Annotated in this window: 14 protein-coding genes; 6 read left to right on the top strand and 8 right to left on the bottom strand. The window is 61.5% G+C overall.

Features of this window, described 5'->3' with window-relative positions; all coding sequences use genetic code 11:
* Positions 1-42: 42 nt before the first annotated feature.
* From PSH66_RS05090 to mreB, 6 genes are all read right to left on the bottom strand, one after another.
* Positions 43-3,858 carry a YhdP family protein gene (locus PSH66_RS05090; RefSeq protein ID WP_305428507.1) on the bottom strand — a complete coding sequence of 1,272 codons (3,816 nt, stop codon included), beginning with the start codon at positions 3,856-3,858 and terminating at the stop codon, positions 43-45.
* Between the two features lie 76 nt (positions 3,859-3,934).
* The gene (gene rng, locus PSH66_RS05085; protein WP_003171790.1) at positions 3,935-5,392 is read right to left on the bottom strand and encodes a ribonuclease G; all 1,458 of its coding nucleotides are present in this window, start codon (positions 5,390-5,392) and stop codon (positions 3,935-3,937) included.
* Between the two features lie 70 nt (positions 5,393-5,462).
* Complete coding sequence (locus PSH66_RS05080; protein ID WP_305428506.1) at positions 5,463-6,059, bottom strand: nucleoside triphosphate pyrophosphatase; 597 nt, start codon at positions 6,057-6,059, stop codon at positions 5,463-5,465.
* Positions 6,060-6,110: 51 nt separating this feature from the next.
* Entirely contained in the window at positions 6,111-6,599 is a 489-nt protein-coding gene (gene mreD, locus PSH66_RS05075; protein ID WP_003171788.1) for a rod shape-determining protein MreD, read from the bottom strand.
* Positions 6,599-7,687, bottom strand: a complete 1,089-nt coding sequence (gene mreC, locus PSH66_RS05070) for a rod shape-determining protein MreC (protein WP_042944180.1) — start codon at positions 7,685-7,687, stop codon at positions 6,599-6,601. The genes mreD and mreC overlap by 1 nt, the downstream gene beginning before the upstream one ends.
* A 168-nt stretch (positions 7,688-7,855) precedes the next feature.
* Positions 7,856-8,893: a rod shape-determining protein MreB gene (mreB, locus tag PSH66_RS05065; RefSeq protein ID WP_002555108.1), complete on the bottom strand. Its 1,038-nt coding sequence runs from the start codon at positions 8,891-8,893 to the stop codon at positions 7,856-7,858.
* 210 nt (positions 8,894-9,103) lie between these two features.
* Between mreB and gatC the strand changes: the two genes are divergently transcribed.
* The 6 genes from gatC (at position 9,104) to PSH66_RS05035 (ending at position 14,243) form a co-directional block, all read left to right on the top strand.
* A complete protein-coding gene (gene gatC, locus PSH66_RS05060; protein WP_003171764.1) occupies positions 9,104-9,391 on the top strand; it encodes an Asp-tRNA(Asn)/Glu-tRNA(Gln) amidotransferase subunit GatC in 288 nt (95 codons plus the stop codon).
* Positions 9,392-9,407: 16 nt separating this feature from the next.
* A complete protein-coding gene (gene gatA, locus PSH66_RS05055; protein ID WP_305428505.1) occupies positions 9,408-10,859 on the top strand; it encodes an Asp-tRNA(Asn)/Glu-tRNA(Gln) amidotransferase subunit GatA in 1,452 nt (483 codons plus the stop codon).
* A gap of 10 nt (positions 10,860-10,869) precedes the next feature.
* Positions 10,870-12,315: an Asp-tRNA(Asn)/Glu-tRNA(Gln) amidotransferase subunit GatB gene (gatB, locus tag PSH66_RS05050; RefSeq protein WP_003171761.1), complete on the top strand. Its 1,446-nt coding sequence runs from the start codon at positions 10,870-10,872 to the stop codon at positions 12,313-12,315.
* Positions 12,316-12,386: 71 nt separating this feature from the next.
* Positions 12,387-12,758 (top strand): septal ring lytic transglycosylase RlpA family protein, encoded by a 372-nt coding sequence (locus tag PSH66_RS05045; RefSeq protein ID WP_003171760.1) that lies wholly within the window; start codon positions 12,387-12,389, stop codon positions 12,756-12,758.
* Between the two features lie 58 nt (positions 12,759-12,816).
* The gene (locus PSH66_RS05040) at positions 12,817-13,863 is read left to right on the top strand and encodes a calcium/sodium antiporter (protein WP_042944178.1); all 1,047 of its coding nucleotides are present in this window, start codon (positions 12,817-12,819) and stop codon (positions 13,861-13,863) included.
* Positions 13,860-14,243, top strand: coding sequence for a carboxymuconolactone decarboxylase family protein (locus PSH66_RS05035; protein ID WP_003171758.1), 384 nt, complete (start codon positions 13,860-13,862; stop codon positions 14,241-14,243). The genes PSH66_RS05040 and PSH66_RS05035 overlap by 4 nt, the downstream gene beginning before the upstream one ends.
* A 14-nt stretch (positions 14,244-14,257) precedes the next feature.
* Here the strand turns inward: PSH66_RS05035 and PSH66_RS05030 are convergent, their stop codons facing one another.
* Positions 14,258-15,199 (bottom strand): AEC family transporter, encoded by a 942-nt coding sequence (locus tag PSH66_RS05030; protein WP_003171757.1) that lies wholly within the window; start codon positions 15,197-15,199, stop codon positions 14,258-14,260.
* Between the two features lie 214 nt (positions 15,200-15,413).
* Positions 15,414-16,967: a galactarate dehydratase gene (garD, locus tag PSH66_RS05025; protein ID WP_003171756.1), complete on the bottom strand. Its 1,554-nt coding sequence runs from the start codon at positions 16,965-16,967 to the stop codon at positions 15,414-15,416.
* Positions 16,968-16,970: the final 3 nt, after the last annotated feature.

The following is a 16,970-nucleotide window of genomic DNA, read 5'->3' as shown; positions in this document are numbered from 1 at the left end:
ACACTCCGTAATGGGCATGCGGTCATGCTACTCCACAGGCTCTCAGTTTGGTTTTTCAAATGGCTTGTCGAAGGTGATTTTCGGGTCCTTCCACGGCCCCTCCACTTTGTATTGCACGCTGGCAAAGCGCGACACCCGATCACCGATCAGCTTGTCGATCAGGAACAACGCGCCGCCAATGGCCGGCGCGCCGACGATCAACGCCGCGATCGGCAGGTTATTGGTCACCGGCAACGTCACCAGCAGCTTGGCATCGACGCGGTCAGCCACCAGATCCAGGGTGCCGTTGAGTTCCAGATTGCTTGACGGACCGGTCAGCGTGATCGGCTCACGAGTCACGAACACGCCATTGCTCGCGGCCAACAAGCCTTTGACCCGGTCATAGCTCAAGCCTTTGCCAAGCAGGTCCGAAAAGTCCAGGCGCAGTCTGCGCCCGATGGAGTTGAAGTTGAGCAGGCCAAATACCCGCAACGCCTGGGCGCCGCCCTCCACTTCAACGAACTGGCCCTTGCGAAAGGTTGCATCCAGGCTGCCGGAGAAGCGCTTAGGCCCAACCCAGGCCGGCGAACCCGGCCAACGCCCATCCACATCCAGGTGGAAGTCCTCACTGGTCACCGTGGGCGCAAAGCCCCAGCCCTTGAGTACATCGCCAATATTCTTGCCGTCCAGACGCCCCTTGTACCAACTGCCGCTGTCGCCCGGCGAACCTTCCCATCCCCCGGCCCCTTTGAGCAGCATACCCTTGAGACCCAGGTCCAGATCATTGAAGGCCAGTCCCTTCGCGGTTGGACGAATTTTCAATGACCACGCGCCCACCAGGTCCGGCCCCTGGAACAGTTGATCGATGGCGATATCCAGCGCCGGAATATCCTTGGGATCTATGCTGGCCAGCGGGTCCGGTGCATTTTCATCAGCCTGTATCGTCGGGTCCACGGCCGGCAGTTTCACGTACTGCAGGTTGACCGCAATCGGCGCGCCCTTGGCGTCCGGCAGGCTGACGCTGCCCTTGGCCTGCCGGCTGTCGAGCTGCAAGCCCCAAGCGGCGGATTTGCGGTTCAACTGCAGGTTGACCTGATCGAACTGAGTACCCAGGCCAGTGAGTTTGCCGATCTTGAAGTCGGCACCGCTGAGCAATTGCTTGGCGCTGCCGCCGGGGTCATTGCCGGCGTATTGGTTGACCAGCTTGCGCCACGGATCGATATCCAACTCCGAAAGCACGCCTCGGATACGCAAGCCCTTTGCGCCCGGTAGCACCGCGTCGCCATCACCGAGGAACAACTCGCCACGGCCTTCATTGAATGAACTCGCAGGTGCAGCAAAGGTGAAGTTCGCCAGCTCGCCGTAATCGAACCAATACCGGCGCTCGGCGCCTTGCAAGGTCATACGGAACGCACTGTCACGCCCCTGGCTGGCCGGCATGCCGAACGGTGCCGGCAAGTCCACCGCGACGCCCTTGAGGTTGGAGCTGACCATCAGTTGGCTGTCGGCACCGTCCAGGTCGAGCTGTAACTGATAGGGAATATCGCCGGACACCGGCAGGGGTTGAGTGATTTTCAGCCAGTCGGTGAGCCGCTTGACCGTCACCTGGCCCTTCACCGCAACCCGCGTGCTGAGATCACCCGGCTTGCCATTGGCGAAGATCTGCGCAGTGATCGGCCGGTCGAACGCTTGGGCCGTGATTTTCTCGCCACTCAAGCCCTTGGTGCTGTCGAAGCGAAAATCGCCCTTGAGCTGCGTCACGTCCAGGGTCGGCTCGGCCAGTTGCAGGCGCGCCTTGTCGGTCTGGAAGTCCACCACGATCTTGGGCTCGGTGCCTTTGACCAGGGGAATATCCAGGTCCAGCTTGCCTTGCAGATCGCCTTCGCCCTTCCAGCCGGCGAAGGTCGAAGCGGTGCCGATCGGCGCCTCCTGCAGGATTTTCAGGCCATCGCCCAGGCCACCGGCAAAAGCGCCGGTCAGCAGCAAATGACTGTCCTTGCCGGGCAGCGCATGGGGAATATTGACGTAGATGTCGTTGACCTGGGTGTCGAGCAATTGGCCTTTGCTCGCCAGGATGCGCACACCGCTCTCCTCGACAAACACTTCGCCATCGACCTTGCTCACATGAGGCCAGCCCGGCTGGAACGCCAGCTCGGCGTCATGCACCTTGAAGAATAGGCTGATATTGCGCGAGGCTGGCAACGCACCGTGGCTCAGCGAGCCTTGGTACTGGAAGAAACCCTGGTCCACCGCGCCCTTGAGAATCGCCGTGCGCAGCCACTCATCCAGCGCCGGGCTCAGCACGGCGGGCAGGTATTTGGGAGTAAAGCGCCCATCGCCATCGACCATGCCGACCCGCAGGTCCATGTAGTCTTCCTGGTTGTGGTCGAAATTCAGGCGAATGAGGAAGTCGGCGGCGATCTTGCCTTCCTCCCCCAGCACCTTGATATACGGCGCGATCAGGGTGAAGCCTTGTGCGTCGAGCTTCCAGGTCAGCCGTGCGTTGGCCTGGAGGTATTGCCAGGGCTTGGCGAAGATCGGGTCGAGGTGCAGGGAGAAGTCTTTGCTGTCCATGCGCAATTCGCCATGGCCCAGGTCACCGCTGATGCTCCCGGACACGTTGCGCGCGGCAGGCGCGCCAAAGTAGGCATCAAAGCCCACCCGCTCCAGGTTGGCGGCAAAACTGACTTTTTGATCGGTAGTGTCCTGGGGCCGGAAGTCCACCAGCACATTACGCAGCACGCCCGTGGCCTTGAGGTGTTCAACGGTTTTGGCGACGCCTTCCGGCAACGGCGCCAAGGCGTTGAGCAGCGGCGTGATCGGCGTCAGGTCGAGGCGGTCGGCCTGCAGGTTCCAGACCTCCTGGTCCTTGTCGGTCGCCAGGCTTTGCTGCAATTGCAGGCGCGATTCCCAGCGGGTGTCACCCAGGTTCATCGCCAACGAATCAAACAGCACCTTCAGGCCACTATCACTGCGTTGCAGGTAGGCGGTAAGGGCGAGGTTTTCGATGTGCACCGGCTTACGCTCGGCGTAACTGCCCTTGACCTGCGGCGAGTTGAGGCGCACCACCGCACCTTGCACGGTGCCTTTGCCCCAGTTCAGCCAGAACTCCCCACCGGCCTTGAACTGCGTGAGTTTCCACTGCTGAGTCAGTTTGGCCGGAATCCACTTGGCCCAGTCACTCTGCGGCAGGCTGAGGTAGGCCTGGACTTGTGCGTCTTTCCATTGGCTGGCACGTATGCGGCTGCGCAGGCTCACTGCCAGGGGCTGGCCGTCGGGCAGGGTCAGGCGCGCGTCGAGGCGTTGACGGGTGACGCCGGTATGCAGGCTGAGGCCTACATAGGTAAGGGTCAGCGGTGCCTGGTCAAGCGGTTGCAGGGTGACCTGGCTGTCGAGCAGCGACACACGCTTGACCATCTGCATGCGCGTGAGCAACTGCTCTGGGTCCAGCGGCTGGTCGTCCTGCATCGGCAGGCCTTGCAGTGCCCAATGGCCGTCCTTGTCTTCCTTGGCGCTCAGTTGCAGCCCACTGAGTTGCAGGTGAGCCAGGCGCACTTCGCGCGCCATCAGGCTGGCCCAGATATCCGGCACCACTTCCACCTGATCCAGGCGCAAGGCATTGCTGCCCTCGCCCACCATCACATCACGGGCCAGAAGCACCGGCGCGAAACCGCTCCAGCGCCCCTCAAGACTGCCAATGTGCGTCGGCATGCCGACCGCGCCCTCGGCCCTGGCTTCGACTTGCGCACGGTATTCGGCAACCAGCGGTGTCAACTCACGACCCAGGCTCACGTACACCGCCGCCAATACCAGCAGCAACGCGCACAAGCCCAGGCCCCAACGGGTCAAAGCGGCAAAAAAGCGTGTCAGACGCTCCATGTCAGGCGACCCTCAAGGCAGTAGGCAGACGACAGAACAAGGTCTGCCGGCATCAAAAAAGGCAAGCGAATGCGGATCAGAGCAGCACCACGTCGTATTGTTCCTGGGAATACATGGTTTCTACCTGAAAGCGAATGGTGCGCCCGATAAATCCCTCCAGCTCGGCAACATTACCGGACTCTTCATCCAGCAGGCGGTCGACCACTTTCTGGTTGGCAAGCACTCTATAACCTTCGGCCTGGTAGGCACGTGCCTCTCGTAGGATTTCCCGGAAAATCTCGTAGCAAACCGTTTCCGGCGTCTTCAACTTACCGCGCCCCTGGCAACTGCTGCACGGCTCGCACAACACCTGTTCAAGGCTCTCGCGTGTGCGTTTGCGGGTCATCTGCACCAGTCCCAGTTCGGTAATGCCGATGATGTTGGTCTTGGCGTGATCGCGCTCCAGTTGCTTCTCGAGCGTGCGCAATACTTGGCGCTGGTGCTCTTCATCTTCCATGTCGATGAAGTCGATGATGATGATCCCGCCCAGGTTACGCAGGCGCAGTTGGCGCGCAATCGCGGTGGCCGCTTCGAGGTTGGTCTTGAAGATGGTTTCTTCGAGGTTGCGATGGCCTACAAACGCGCCGGTGTTGACGTCAATGGTGGTCATGGCTTCCGCCGGGTCCACCACCAGATAGCCACCGGACTTGAGCGGCACCTTGCGCTCCAGAGCCTTCTGGATTTCGTCTTCGACGCCGTACAGGTCGAAGATCGGCCGCTCGCCAGGATAGTGTTCCAGGCGGTCGGCAATTTCCGGCATCAGCTCGGCAACAAATTGCGTGGTGCGCTGGAAGGTTTCCCGCGAGTCGATGCGAATTTTCTCGATCTTGGGACTGACCAGATCACGCAATGTGCGCAGGGCCAGGCCCAGGTCTTCATAGATGACACTTGGCGCGCCGATGGTCTTGATCTGAGCGCCGATCTGGTCCCACAGACGCCGCAGATAGCGGATGTCCATCAGGATCTCATCGGCACCGGCGCCTTCAGCGGCGGTGCGCAGGATAAAACCGCCCGCCTCCTTGATACCTTCGGCGGCCACGCAATCGCTGACCACCTTTTTCAGGCGCTCACGCTCGCCTTCATCTTCGATTTTCAGGGAAATGCCGACATGCGCCGTACGCGGCATGTACACCAGGTAGCGCGAAGGGATCGACAGTTGCGTGGTCAGGCGTGCGCCCTTGGAACCGATGGGGTCCTTGGTGACTTGCACCACCAGGCTCTGCCCCTCGTGCACCAGGGCACTGATGCTTTCTACCGCAGGGCCCTCACGCAGGGAAATTTCCGAAGCATGGATGAAGGCGGCGCGGTCCAGGCCGATGTCGACGAAGGCCGCCTGCATCCCCGGCAACACGCGCACCACCTTGCCTTTGTAGATATTGCCAACGATCCCGCGCTTCTGGGTGCGCTCAACATGCACTTCTTGCAGAACACCGTTCTCTACCACCGCCACGCGCGATTCCATCGGCGTGATATTGATCAGAATCTCTTCACTCATGGCTGGGTCTCGTTCAGGCGTTTTCACAATAGTGACCGGTCGCTTAAGGCTGGGCGCTGGAGTAACGCGTTCAGCGCGCGGTAAGGTGTTGCCAACAGGGTATGCCGAATCGGTCGAGCAGTTGTGCGGTTTCGCACACCGGCAGGCCTACCACGGCGGAATAACTGCCATTGAGCCCGGCGACAAACACCGACCCAAGCCCTTGGATAGCATAGCCGCCCGCCTTGTCCCGGGGTTCGCCACTGTGCCAGTAGGTGGTTGCCTCTCCGACAGAAATCCCACGAAAAAGTACACGACTGCTTACACATACGGTTTCGCAACGTTGACCGTCAGTGACGGCGATAGCGGTGAGGACTTCATGCTCGCGCCCCGCCAAGGTCATCAACATCGCCAGCGCATCGGCCTGGTCGACCGGTTTGCCGAGGATCTGGCCGTCGACGATCACGGCGGTGTCCGCCCCCAGCACGCAGGCGCCAGGCGTGTGCCCAAGTGCAGCAAAACCGGCCGTCGCCTTGCCGCGTGCAAGACGCTCGACATAGGCCACAGCCGGTTCATCAGTAAGAGGTGTTTCATCGATAGCGGCGCTCACCACGGTGAAGGGCACACCGATCTGGGTCAGCAGCTCACGCCGCCTCGGAGAACCCGAGGCCAGATAAAGCGAATTCATTGCAGACTCTCCCTGTAGAGTTCGATAACCAGGCAGAGCCTCGCAATCCATTCAATTGATTTTATAGCGACGACGCAGCCCACGCAGGCCAAAACTGATCCACGGCCACAGCAGCGCGCTGACCAGTGCCGGCAACACCAGCGCCAGGGTTGGCTGGCGGTTGCCGGTCAAGGCGCTGAGCCATAATTGAACAAGCTGCGCCAGGCCGAAGATCACCAGGATCACCAGGCATTGCTGCCACATCGGGAACATACGCAAACGCTGCTGCAACGACAGCACAAGAAACGTGATCAGCGTGAGGATCAATGCGTTCTGGCCAAGCAAAGTGCCGTACAGCACATCTTCCGCCAAACCCAGGAACATGGCCGTGACCATGCCCACTTTGTGCGGCAGGTTCAGCGACCAGAAAGCCAGCAGCAATGCCAACCAGAGCGGGCGCAGGATTTCCATGAACTGCGGCAGCGGCGAAACGCTGAGCAGCAAGCCGATGGCGAATGTCAGCCAGACGATCCAACCATTGCGTGAATGTGTACCGGCCATTATTCCTCCCTCTGCCGTGTGGTCGTCGGGGCGGCGGTCGCTGGCTTGACGGCTGGCGTCGTGGTGGTCGGCGGTTTGGCCGCTGCCGGTTTCACCGCGGGCGTACTGTGGGCAGCAGGCTTGACGGGCTTGACGGGCGTGGCCACCGGCGCCGTGGCCGGCGCAGTTGTCGCAGGCACTGCAGGCGTCGCCGAGGCAGGCTTGGGCACCGTTGCCGGAATGATCGGCGCGGTGCCGTTCTTCCGGTCTTCCGCTTCCTGGGCCTGGGCGGCATCGTTGGCGCGCTCTTCCGGGGTGCGGTTGTCGCTGAATACCAGCAGCAGGTAACGGCTGCGGTTCAGCGCTGCGGTCGGCACGGCGCGCACAATGGCAAATGGCTGGCCGGAATCGTGGATCACTTCCTTGACCGTCGCCACCGGGTATCCCGCCGGAAAGCGCTGGCCCAGGCCGGAACTGACCAACAGGTCGCCTTCCTTGATGTCGGCGGTGTCGGCCACGTGCCGCAACTCCAGGCGCTCCGGGTTGCCGGTACCGCTGGCGATTGCGCGCAAACCGTTACGATTGACCTGCACCGGAATGCTGTGGGTCGTGTCCGTCAGCAGCAGGACCCGCGAGGTGTAGGGCATCAACTCCACCACCTGGCCCATCAAGCCACGAGCATCGAGCACTGGCTGGCCGAGAACCACGCCGTCGCGCTCACCCTTGTTGATGATGATGCGATGCGTGAAGGGATTGGGGTCCATGCCGATCAACTCGGCCACTTCGACCTTCTCGTTGACCAGCGCGGAAGAATTGAGCAACTCGCGCAGCCGAACGTTCTGCTCGGTCAGGGCCGCGAGCTTTTGCATGCGCCCCTGCAGCAGCAGGTTTTCGGTCTTGAGTTTTTCGTTTTCGGCGACGAGCTCGGTGCGGCTGCCGAATTGGCTGGCCACGCCCTGGTAGAGACGTTGCGGCAGGTCGGTGATCCAGTAGGTCTGCATCAACACCAGCGACATCTGGCTGCGCACGGGCTTGAGCAGTGCGAAGCGGGCATCGACCACCATCAGCGCGACCGAAAGCACGACCAGCACCAATAAGCGCACGCCCAATGAGGGGCCTTTGGCGAAAAGCGGTTTAATAAGCCGCTCCTCCCAGGCAAATATTTTCTTTATTCATACGGCATCTAACCGGCCTGGATGCAGATTGAAGACGATAAACGCCAACAGGCAGCACTGCAAAGTGCTGCCTGCGGGCGAAACATGGCGCCACCAACGATCTTATTCGCTGGAGAGCAGGTCCATGGTGTGTTTATCCATCATTTCCAGTGCACGACCACCGCCACGGGCAACGCAGGTCAGCGGGTCTTCGGCGACGATCACCGGCAGACCGGTTTCCTGGGCCAGCAACTTGTCGAGGTCGCGCAGCAAGGCTCCACCACCGGTCAGCACCAGGCCGCGCTCGGCGATATCGGAAGCCAGTTCCGGCGGCGATTGCTCCAGGGCGCTCTTCACAGCCTGAACGATGGTGGCCAGGGACTCTTGCAGAGCTTCCAGCACTTCATTGGAGTTCAGGGTGAAGGCACGCGGAACGCCTTCGGCCAGGTTGCGGCCGCGAACATCGACTTCGCGAACTTCGCCGCCCGGGTAAGCGGTGCCGATTTCCTGCTTGATGCGCTCGGCGGTGGACTCGCCGATCAGGCTGCCGTAGTTACGACGCACATACGTGATGATCGCTTCGTCGAAGCGGTCGCCGCCAACGCGTACGGATTCGGCATACACCACACCATTCAGGGAAATCAGGGCGATTTCAGTGGTACCACCACCGATATCCACCACCATCGAACCGCGCGCTTCTTCAACCGGCAGGCCGGCACCGATCGCAGCGGCCATTGGCTCTTCGATCAGGAACACTTCGCGGGCACCGGCACCGAGGGCCGATTCACGGATGGCACGTCGCTCCACCTGGGTGGACTTGCACGGAACGCAGATCAGCACACGAGGGCTGGGCTGCAGGAAACTGTTTTCGTGAACCTTGTTGATGAAGTACTGCAGCATCTTTTCGCAGACACTGAAGTCGGCGATCACGCCATCCTTCATCGGACGAATGGCGGCGATATTGCCGGGTGTTCGGCCGAGCATGCGCTTGGCCTCGGTGCCGACGGCAACGACACTTTTCTGATTACCATGGGTCCGAATGGCCACAACCGATGGCTCATTCAGAACGATACCGCGCTCGCGCACGTAAATAAGGGTGTTGGCAGTGCCCAGGTCAATGGAAAGATCGCTGGAAAACATGCCACGCAGTTTCTTGAACATGGGAAAGGGACCCTAGGCAACGCGTGGGTAAAAAAGTGCGGCAAACTCTAACAACGACAGGGATTTTGGGCAAGGCGCCAATGTGCTAAATTGGCCGACTTTCTGTGCACCTAACCCCACAATCGCGGCCGTAAGACCGTAGAAATGCGGTAGTGTTCCGACAATCTAACACACGGACAGCTTCCGTTCTGTTTTCCACTGGAGATTCCCATGGCGCTTGAACGCTCCGACGTGGAAAAAATCGCTCATCTGGCCTCGCTTGGCCTGAATGAAGCCGATCTTCCACAGACCACCGCAGCCCTGAACAGCATTCTCGGGCTGGTTGACCAAATGCAGGCGGTGAATACCGACGGTATCGAGCCCCTGGCTCATCCGCTGGAAGCCAGCCAGCGCCTGCGCGCGGACGTCGTGACCGAACGCAATAATCGCGAGGCCTACCAATCCATCGCGCCAGCGGTCGAAAACGGCCTGTACCTGGTTCCGAAAGTCATCGACTAAAGGGAAAGAGCCTTTCATGCATCACATGACTCTGGCCGAGATCGCCCGCGGTCTCGCCGACAAAAAGTTTTCTTCCGAAGAGCTGACCACGACCCTGCTGGCGCGTATCGCCGAGCTGGGCCCCAAGGTCAACTGCTTCATCAGCCTCACCGAAGAGCTGGCCCTGAGCCAGGCCAAGGCCGCCGACGCACGTCGCGCCAACGGTGAAAACGGCGCACTGCTGGGCGCCCCGATCGCCCACAAAGACCTGTTCTGCACCCAGGGCATTCGCACCAGTTGCGGCTCGAAGATGCTCGACAACTTCAAGGCACCCTACGACGCCACCGTGGTCGCCAAGCTGGCCGCCGCCGGCGCAGTGACCCTGGGCAAGACCAACATGGACGAATTCGCCATGGGGTCGGCCAACGAATCGAGCTACTACGGCGCGGTAAAAAACCCGTGGAACCTGGAGCACGTGCCTGGCGGTTCGTCCGGCGGTTCGGCCGCCGCCGTTGCCGCGCGCTTCCTGCCGGCCGCCACGGCCACCGACACCGGCGGCTCCATCCGCCAACCCGCTGCGTTCACCAACCTCACCGGTTTGAAGCCGACGTACGGTCGCGTCTCCCGTTGGGGCATGATCGCCTACGCCTCCAGCCTCGATCAGGGCGGCCCGCTGGCCCGTACCGCTGAAGACTGCGCGATCTTGTTACAAGGCATGGCAGGCTTCGACACGCAGGACTCCACCAGCATCGATGAACCGGTGCCGGACTACAGCGCCAGCCTCAATACCTCGATCAAGGGCCTGCGCATCGGCGTGCCGAAGGAATACTTCAGCGCCGGCCTCGACCCGCGTATCGCCCAGTTGGTGCACAACAGCATCAAAGAGCTGGAAAAGCTCGGCGCCGTGATCAAGGAAGTCAGCTTGCCGAACAACCAGCACGCGATTCCTGCGTACTACGTGATCGCGCCGGCGGAAGCCTCTTCCAACCTGTCGCGTTTCGACGGCGTGCGCTTCGGCTACCGCTGCGAAAACCCGAAGGACCTCACTGACCTGTACAAACGCTCCCGTGGCGAAGGCTTCGGCGCCGAAGTACAGCGCCGCATCATGGTCGGGGCCTACGCCCTGTCGGCCGGCTACTACGATGCGTACTACCTCAAGGCGCAAAAAATCCGTCGCCTTATCAAGAACGACTTCATGGCCGCCTTTGAAGAAGTCGACGTGATCCTCGGCCCGACCACGCCGAACCCGGCCTGGAAGATCGGTGCCAAGACCGGCGACCCGATCGCCGAGTACCTGGAAGACCTCTACACCATCACCGCCAACCTCGCGGGCCTGCCGGGCTTGTCCATGCCCGCCGGTTTCGTCGATGGCCTGCCGGTGGGCGTGCAATTGCTCGCCCCGTATTTCCAGGAAGGCCGCCTGCTCAATGTGGCGCACCAGTACCAGTTGAACACCGACTGGCACACTCGCACCCCTACCGGCTTCTGAGGAGAACACTATGCAATGGGAAGTTGTGATCGGGCTGGAGATTCATACCCAGCTCGCCACCCAATCGAAGATTTTCTCCGGTAGCGCCACCACGTTCGGCTCCGAGCCCAACACCCAGGCCAGCCTGGTCGACCTGGGCATGCCCGGCGTCTTGCCGGTGCTGAACCAGGAAGCGGTGCGCATGGCGGTGATGTTCGGCCTGGCGATTGACGCCGAGATCGGCCAGCACAACGTGTTTGCGCGCAAGAACTACTTCTACCCGGACCTGCCCAAGGGCTACCAGATCAGCCAGATGGAGCTGCCGATCGTCGGCAAGGGCCACCTGGATATTCCGCTGGAAGACGGCACCATCAAGCGTGTCGGCGTGACCCGCGCGCACCTGGAAGAAGACGCCGGCAAAAGCCTGCACGAAGAATTCCCCGGGGCCACCGGTATCGACCTGAACCGTGCCGGCACGCCGCTGCTGGAGATCGTGTCCGAACCGGATATGCGCAGCGCCAAGGAAGCCGTGGCCTACGTCAAGACCATCCATGCGCTGGTGCGCTACCTGGGTATCTGCGACGGCAACATGGCCGAGGGCTCGCTGCGTTGTGACTGCAACGTGTCGGTGCGCCCCAAAGGCCAGGCCGAGTACGGCACGCGTTGCGAGATCAAGAACGTCAACTCGTTCCGTTTCATCGAGAAGGCGATCAACACCGAAGTGCGTCGCCAGATCGAACTGATCGAGGACGGCGGCAAGGTGATCCAGCAAACGCGCCTGTACGACCCGAACAAAGACGAAACCCGCGCCATGCGCAGCAAAGAGGAAGCCAACGACTACCGTTACTTCCCCGACCCGGACCTGTTGCCGGTGGTGCTCGAGGACTCGTTCCTCAATGACGTGCGCGCCACCCTGCCGGAGCTGCCGCAGCAGAAACGCGAACGCTTCCAGGCGCAGTTCGGCCTGTCGGTCTACGATGCCAGCGTTTTGGCCTCCAGCCGCGAACAAGCCAACTACTTCGAAAAAGTCGTGAGCATTGCCGGTGACGCCAAACTGGCAGCCAACTGGGTAATGGTCGAACTGGGCAGCCTGTTGAACAAACAGGGCCTGGAAATCGACGACGCCCCGGTGACCGCCGAGCAATTGGGCGGCATGCTGCTGCGCATCAAGGACAACACGATCTCCGGCAAAATCGCCAAGACCGTGTTTGAAGCGATGGCTGCTGGCGAAGGCACTGCCGACGAAATCATCGAGAAGCGCGGCCTCAAGCAAGTCACCGACAGCGGCGCCATCTCGGCCGTACTCGATGAAATGCTGGCGGCCAACGCCGAACAGGTCGAGCAATACCGCGCGGCAGACGAAGCCAAGCGCGGCAAAATGTTCGGTTTCTTTGTCGGCCAGGCCATGAAAGCCTCCAAGGGCAAGGCCAACCCGCAACAGGTGAACGAACTGCTCAAAAGCAAGCTCGAAGGCTGATTGCGATGAAGGGGCCGGGTGTGATCTCATGCTCGGCTCGGACCTCCCACATTTGATATGGGATTCCTTGAATGAAGCGTCTACTGGGCCTCCTGGCCCTGTTTTCTCTGCTGACCGGTTGCGCCAGCGGCCTCATCGACCCCAACGGCTACGACGAAACCGGTACCGCCTCCTATTACGGCGCCCGGCACCATGGCAAAAAAACCGCCAGCGGTGAACCTTTCAACCAAAACTCCCTGACCGCTGCCCACCGGCGGCTGCCCTTCGGCACCCAGGTCAAGGTCACCAATCTGGACAACGACAAATCCGTCGTGGTCCGCATCAATGATCGCGGCCCGCATACCCGTGGGCGCTTGATTGATCTTTCACGGCGCGCCGCCGAACAACTGGGCATGCTGCGCAGCGGCACCGCCAGGGTTCGCGTGCAAGCCATGAGCAACTGAACGAGGGAGCCTGGCCATTTTCGGATTAACCGCCCTTTCGCCCTGGAGCCTGCTCGAGCTGGTCAGCGGCCTGCTGCTGCTGATCGTTGGTGCCGAGATCCTGGTGCGCGCCGCCGTGCGCCTGGCGGCAAGCCTCAAGGTGCGGCCATTGATCATCGGCCTGACCATCGTGGCCTTCGGCAGCAGCGCACCACAGATGACGGTCAGCCTGCAGGCGACCCTGGCCGGCAACACCGATATCGCCGTGGGCAGTGTGATCGGCAGCAGTATCTTCAATGTCCTGGTGACCCTGGGCCTGTCGGCGCTGATCATTCCCCTGCGCGTCTCGCGGCAACTGGTGCGCCTGGATATCCCGGTGATGATCCTTGCCGGCCTGCTGGTGTTTATCCTCGCGGCCAACGAAGAGCTGACCCCGATCGACGGGCTTTTCCTGCTGATCGCCTTGCTGGCCTACCTCGCGGTGCTGCACTACCAGACCCGCCACTCGCGCCGCCCGCGCACATTGGACACCGTAGCCCAGGCGCCCTGGCTGAGCAGCGTGCTGCTGATGCTCGGCGGCTTTCTGATCCTGGCGCTGGCCGGGCATCTGCTGCTGGGCGCGGCGGTGGATGTGGCGAGCGACCTGGGCTTGTCGGAACGCATTGTCGGCCTGACGCTGATCGGCGTCGGCACTTCGCTGCCCTGCCTGGCCACCTCGCTGATTGCCGCGTTGCGCGGCCAGCGGGAAATTGCCGTGGGCAATGTGATCGGCAGCAATTTGTTCAATCTGCTCGGCGTGCTGGGGCTCACCGCGCTGTTGGCGCCGTCGCCGTTGTCGGTATCACCCAACGCTCTGGACTTCGACTTGCCGGTGATGCTCGGCGTGGTGGTGTTGTGCCTGCCGGTGTTCTACACCGGCTACCGCGTGACCCGCGCCGAAGGCCTGGTGCTGCTGGGGCTGTACCTGGCGTATGGGCTGCATGTGATGTCATTCACCACCGGCATGCCCCTGGCCAACAAGCTGGAACAATTGATGCTGCATTACGTCCTGCCGGCGCTGGTGGTGTTCCTGGTGTTCACCTCACTGCGCGCCTGGCGCCGCCAACACAAGAGGGAATCGCAATGACCGATCAGAAAAAGTCCGGAGTTGAAATGCGCCGCCAGGTCATGGGTGACGTATTCGTCGACCGCGCCCTGGGCAACGCCACTGAATTCACCCAGCCGCTGCAGGATTTCGTCAACGAACATGCCTGGGGCAGCGTGTGGAGTCGCGAAGGTTTGCCGCTCAAGACCCGCAGCCTGATCACCCTCGCCGCCCTCACCGCACTCAAATGCCCGCAGGAGCTTAAAGGCCACGTGCGCGGCGCACTGAACAATGGCTGCACCGTGGAAGAGATTCGCGAAGCGCTGCTGCATTGCGCGGTGTATGCGGGCGTGCCGGCGGCGATTGATGCGTTTCGCGCGGCGCAGGAAGTGATCGAGGCGTATCAGGCCGATCAGCAGTAACTGTCAGGCAGCATTCAGATCCACCCACCCGCCTGCAACACAAAAATACCGATATTCGTGGTCACCGCCGCCATCAGCGTGGTGATCACGATAATCGCCGCCGCCAACTCATGATTGCCCTCGGCCGCCCTGGCCATCACAAAGCTCGCCGCAGCCGTCGGTGCGCCAAAGTACAAAAACAGAATCCCCAGTTCCGGCCCGCGAAAGCCCAGCAGCCAGGCACCCAGGGTGGCGACAACCGGCAACCAGACCATTTTCATCAAGCTCGCGCTCAAGGCCATGTTGCCGCTTTTGCGCAGCGCCGCCAGGGACAAGGTGCCGCCGATGCAGATCAAGGCCAGTGGCAAGGTGGTATCGGCCAAGTACGCCAAGGACTTTTCCAGCCAGCCGGGCAGGCCAATCTGAAAATAGGCGAACGGCGCCGCCACGATCACGCTGATGATCAACGGGTTGGCCACCACGCTCTTGAAAATGCTCCAGGGGTCGGACTTGATCACCGGGCTATACACCGCCAACACAATGGTCGACAGGGTGTTGTAGAACAAAATCACCAGCGCCGCGAGGACCGCGCCCAGCGAGATCCCATAGTCGCCGTACATGCTGGCCGCCAGCGCCAGGCCGATCACCCCGTTATTGCCGCGAAACGCGCCCTGGGTGTAAATGCCGCGGTCTTCACGCTTGCAACGAAAGATCGCCCAGCCCCAGGCCAGGGCAAAGCTCACCAACGTGGCGATTGAAAAATAAATCAGCAGCCCCGGCTTGAGCGCCGAATGCAGGTCGGCATGCAGGATGCCCAGGAACAGCAGCGCCGGCATGGTGACGTTGAACACCAGGGACGAAGCCGTGTGGATGAAGTTGTCGTTGATCCAGTTGATGCGCTTGAGCAGCACACCGAGAAACAGCATGGCAAACACCGGCGCGGTGATGGTGAGGGTGGTGAGGAAGATAACCAGCATGCCGGGAAGAACCTTGGTGAGCGTCGTTAGGTGGCTAATGATAAGCCAGTGTAGGCCGCTTCGTCTGGTCTAGATCCTTGTAATGAGCGGGCTTGCCCCGCGTTGGGTGGCGAAGCCGCCCCAAACCCAAGCGACTGAGTTCCAACTGGAGAAACTCAGTGCCGGAGATGGGGCGGCTTCGCCACCCAGTGCGGGGCAAGCCCGCTCACCACAGTCAGGTAATCGGCGCAGGGTTGAACAGGGTGATGTCGTTATGCAGCTTGTGATGCTCCGCCCAGGTCTGCTTCTTGCCGCTGGCCACATCCAGGTAGAAGTGGAACAACTCCCAGCCCAGCTCCTCGATAGTCGCCCGCCCGGTGGCGATGCGCCCGGCGTCGATATCGATGAGGTCCGGCCAGCGCTGCGCCAACTCCGTACGCGTCGAGACTTTCACCACCGGCGCCATCGCCAGACCGTAAGGCGTGCCACGCCCGGTGGTGAACACATGCAGGTTCATCCCCGCCGCCAGTTGCAAGGTGCCGCACACAAAATCACTGGCCGGCGTGGCGCAAAAGATCAAACCCTTGCCCTTGAACCGCTCGCCAGGGCCCAGCACGCCATTGATCGCGCTGCTGCCGGATTTGACGATGGAGCCCAAGGACTTCTCGACAATATTCGACAACCCACCCTTCTTGTTGCCCGGCGTGGTGTTGGCGCTGCGGTCCGCCTCGCCCTTGGCAAGGTAACGGTCGTACCAGTCCATTTCACGCACCAGCTCTTCGGCAACTTCCTTTGTCTGCGCACGAGAAGTCAGCAGGTAGATGGCATCGCGTACTTCGGTGACTTCGGAAAACATCACCGTCGCCCCGGCCCGCAGCAACAGGTCCGAGGCGTAGCCCAGCGCCGGGTTGGCGGTGATGCCGGAAAACGCATCACTGCCACCACATTGCATGCCCAAAATCAGCTCGGAGGCCGGCACGGTTTCGCGGCGGCGCTGGTCGAGTTTTTTCAGGCGGGTTTCAGCCAACGCCATGATCTGCTCGATCATTTCGGTAAAACCGTGGCTGGAATCCTGCAGCCGGTACAACCACGGCTCGCTCAGGTCGACCGAGCTGTCGTTGTCATGCATCACCTGCCCGGCCTGCAATTTCTCGCAGCCCAGGCTGATCACCAATGCTTCGCCTCCCAGGTTCGGGTTGCGCGCCAGATTGCGCACGGTGCGGATCGGAATGTAAGCGTCAGTGGCGGTGATCGCCACCCCGCAGCCATAGCTGTGGGTCAGCGCCACCACGTCATCGACATGCGGGTACTTGGGCAGCAGCTCGTCCTTGATGCGCTTGACCGCATGGTCCAGCACCCCGGTCACGCACTGCACCGTGGTGGTGATACCCAGGATATTGCGCGTGCCCACAGTACCGTCGGCGTTGCGATAGCCCTCGAACGTGAAGCCTTCCAGCGGCGCCTGGCGCTCCGGCACTTCGGTGGACAGTGGCAGGCTGTCCAGGGGTGGCGCGGTCGGCATGCGCAGTTGATCTTCCTGGACCCAACTGCCGCGTGGAATCGGCGCCAAGGCGTAACCAATGGTCTGGCCGTAGCGAATAATCTCTCCGCCTTCAGGGATATCTTCCAGGGTCACCTTGTGGCTCTGGGGGATGAAATCCACCGTCACCAGGCCGTCCGGGAACTCGGTCCCGGCCGGCACGCCCTGGTCATTCACCACGATCACTACGTTGTCGCGCTCGTGCAAACGAATGGAGCGTGGCGAGTCGGCATGTTCAATCAACTGCATCAC

This window comes from Pseudomonas sp. FP597, from assembly GCF_030687435.1.
Taxonomy (GTDB): domain Bacteria; phylum Pseudomonadota; class Gammaproteobacteria; order Pseudomonadales; family Pseudomonadaceae; genus Aquipseudomonas; species Aquipseudomonas lactucae.
This window is presented reverse-complemented; position numbering and strand designations above follow the sequence as displayed.

What these genes read in the sequence shown, in the direction of transcription:
- PSH66_RS05030 (WP_003171757.1), bottom strand. Translation starts at nt 15,199, where the DNA reads ATGCTGGTTATCTTCCTCACCACCCTCACCATCACCGCGCCGGTGTTT.
- mreB (WP_002555108.1), bottom strand. Translation starts at nt 8,893, where the DNA reads ATGTTCAAGAAACTGCGTGGCATGTTTTCCAGCGATCTTTCCATTGAC.
- PSH66_RS05045 (WP_003171760.1), top strand. Translation starts at nt 12,387, where the DNA reads ATGAAGCGTCTACTGGGCCTCCTGGCCCTGTTTTCTCTGCTGACCGGT.
- gatC (WP_003171764.1), top strand. Translation starts at nt 9,104, where the DNA reads ATGGCGCTTGAACGCTCCGACGTGGAAAAAATCGCTCATCTGGCCTCG.
- gatB (WP_003171761.1), top strand. Translation starts at nt 10,870, where the DNA reads ATGCAATGGGAAGTTGTGATCGGGCTGGAGATTCATACCCAGCTCGCC.
- garD (WP_003171756.1), bottom strand. Translation starts at nt 16,967, where the DNA reads ATGCAGTTGATTGAACATGCCGACTCGCCACGCTCCATTCGTTTGCAC.
- PSH66_RS05090 (WP_305428507.1), bottom strand. Translation starts at nt 3,858, where the DNA reads ATGGAGCGTCTGACACGCTTTTTTGCCGCTTTGACCCGTTGGGGCCTG.
- rng (WP_003171790.1), bottom strand. Translation starts at nt 5,392, where the DNA reads ATGAGTGAAGAGATTCTGATCAATATCACGCCGATGGAATCGCGCGTG.
- PSH66_RS05035 (WP_003171758.1), top strand. Translation starts at nt 13,860, where the DNA reads ATGACCGATCAGAAAAAGTCCGGAGTTGAAATGCGCCGCCAGGTCATG.
- mreD (WP_003171788.1), bottom strand. Translation starts at nt 6,599, where the DNA reads ATGGCCGGTACACATTCACGCAATGGTTGGATCGTCTGGCTGACATTC.
- gatA (WP_305428505.1), top strand. Translation starts at nt 9,408, where the DNA reads ATGCATCACATGACTCTGGCCGAGATCGCCCGCGGTCTCGCCGACAAA.
- PSH66_RS05080 (WP_305428506.1), bottom strand. Translation starts at nt 6,059, where the DNA reads ATGAATTCGCTTTATCTGGCCTCGGGTTCTCCGAGGCGGCGTGAGCTG.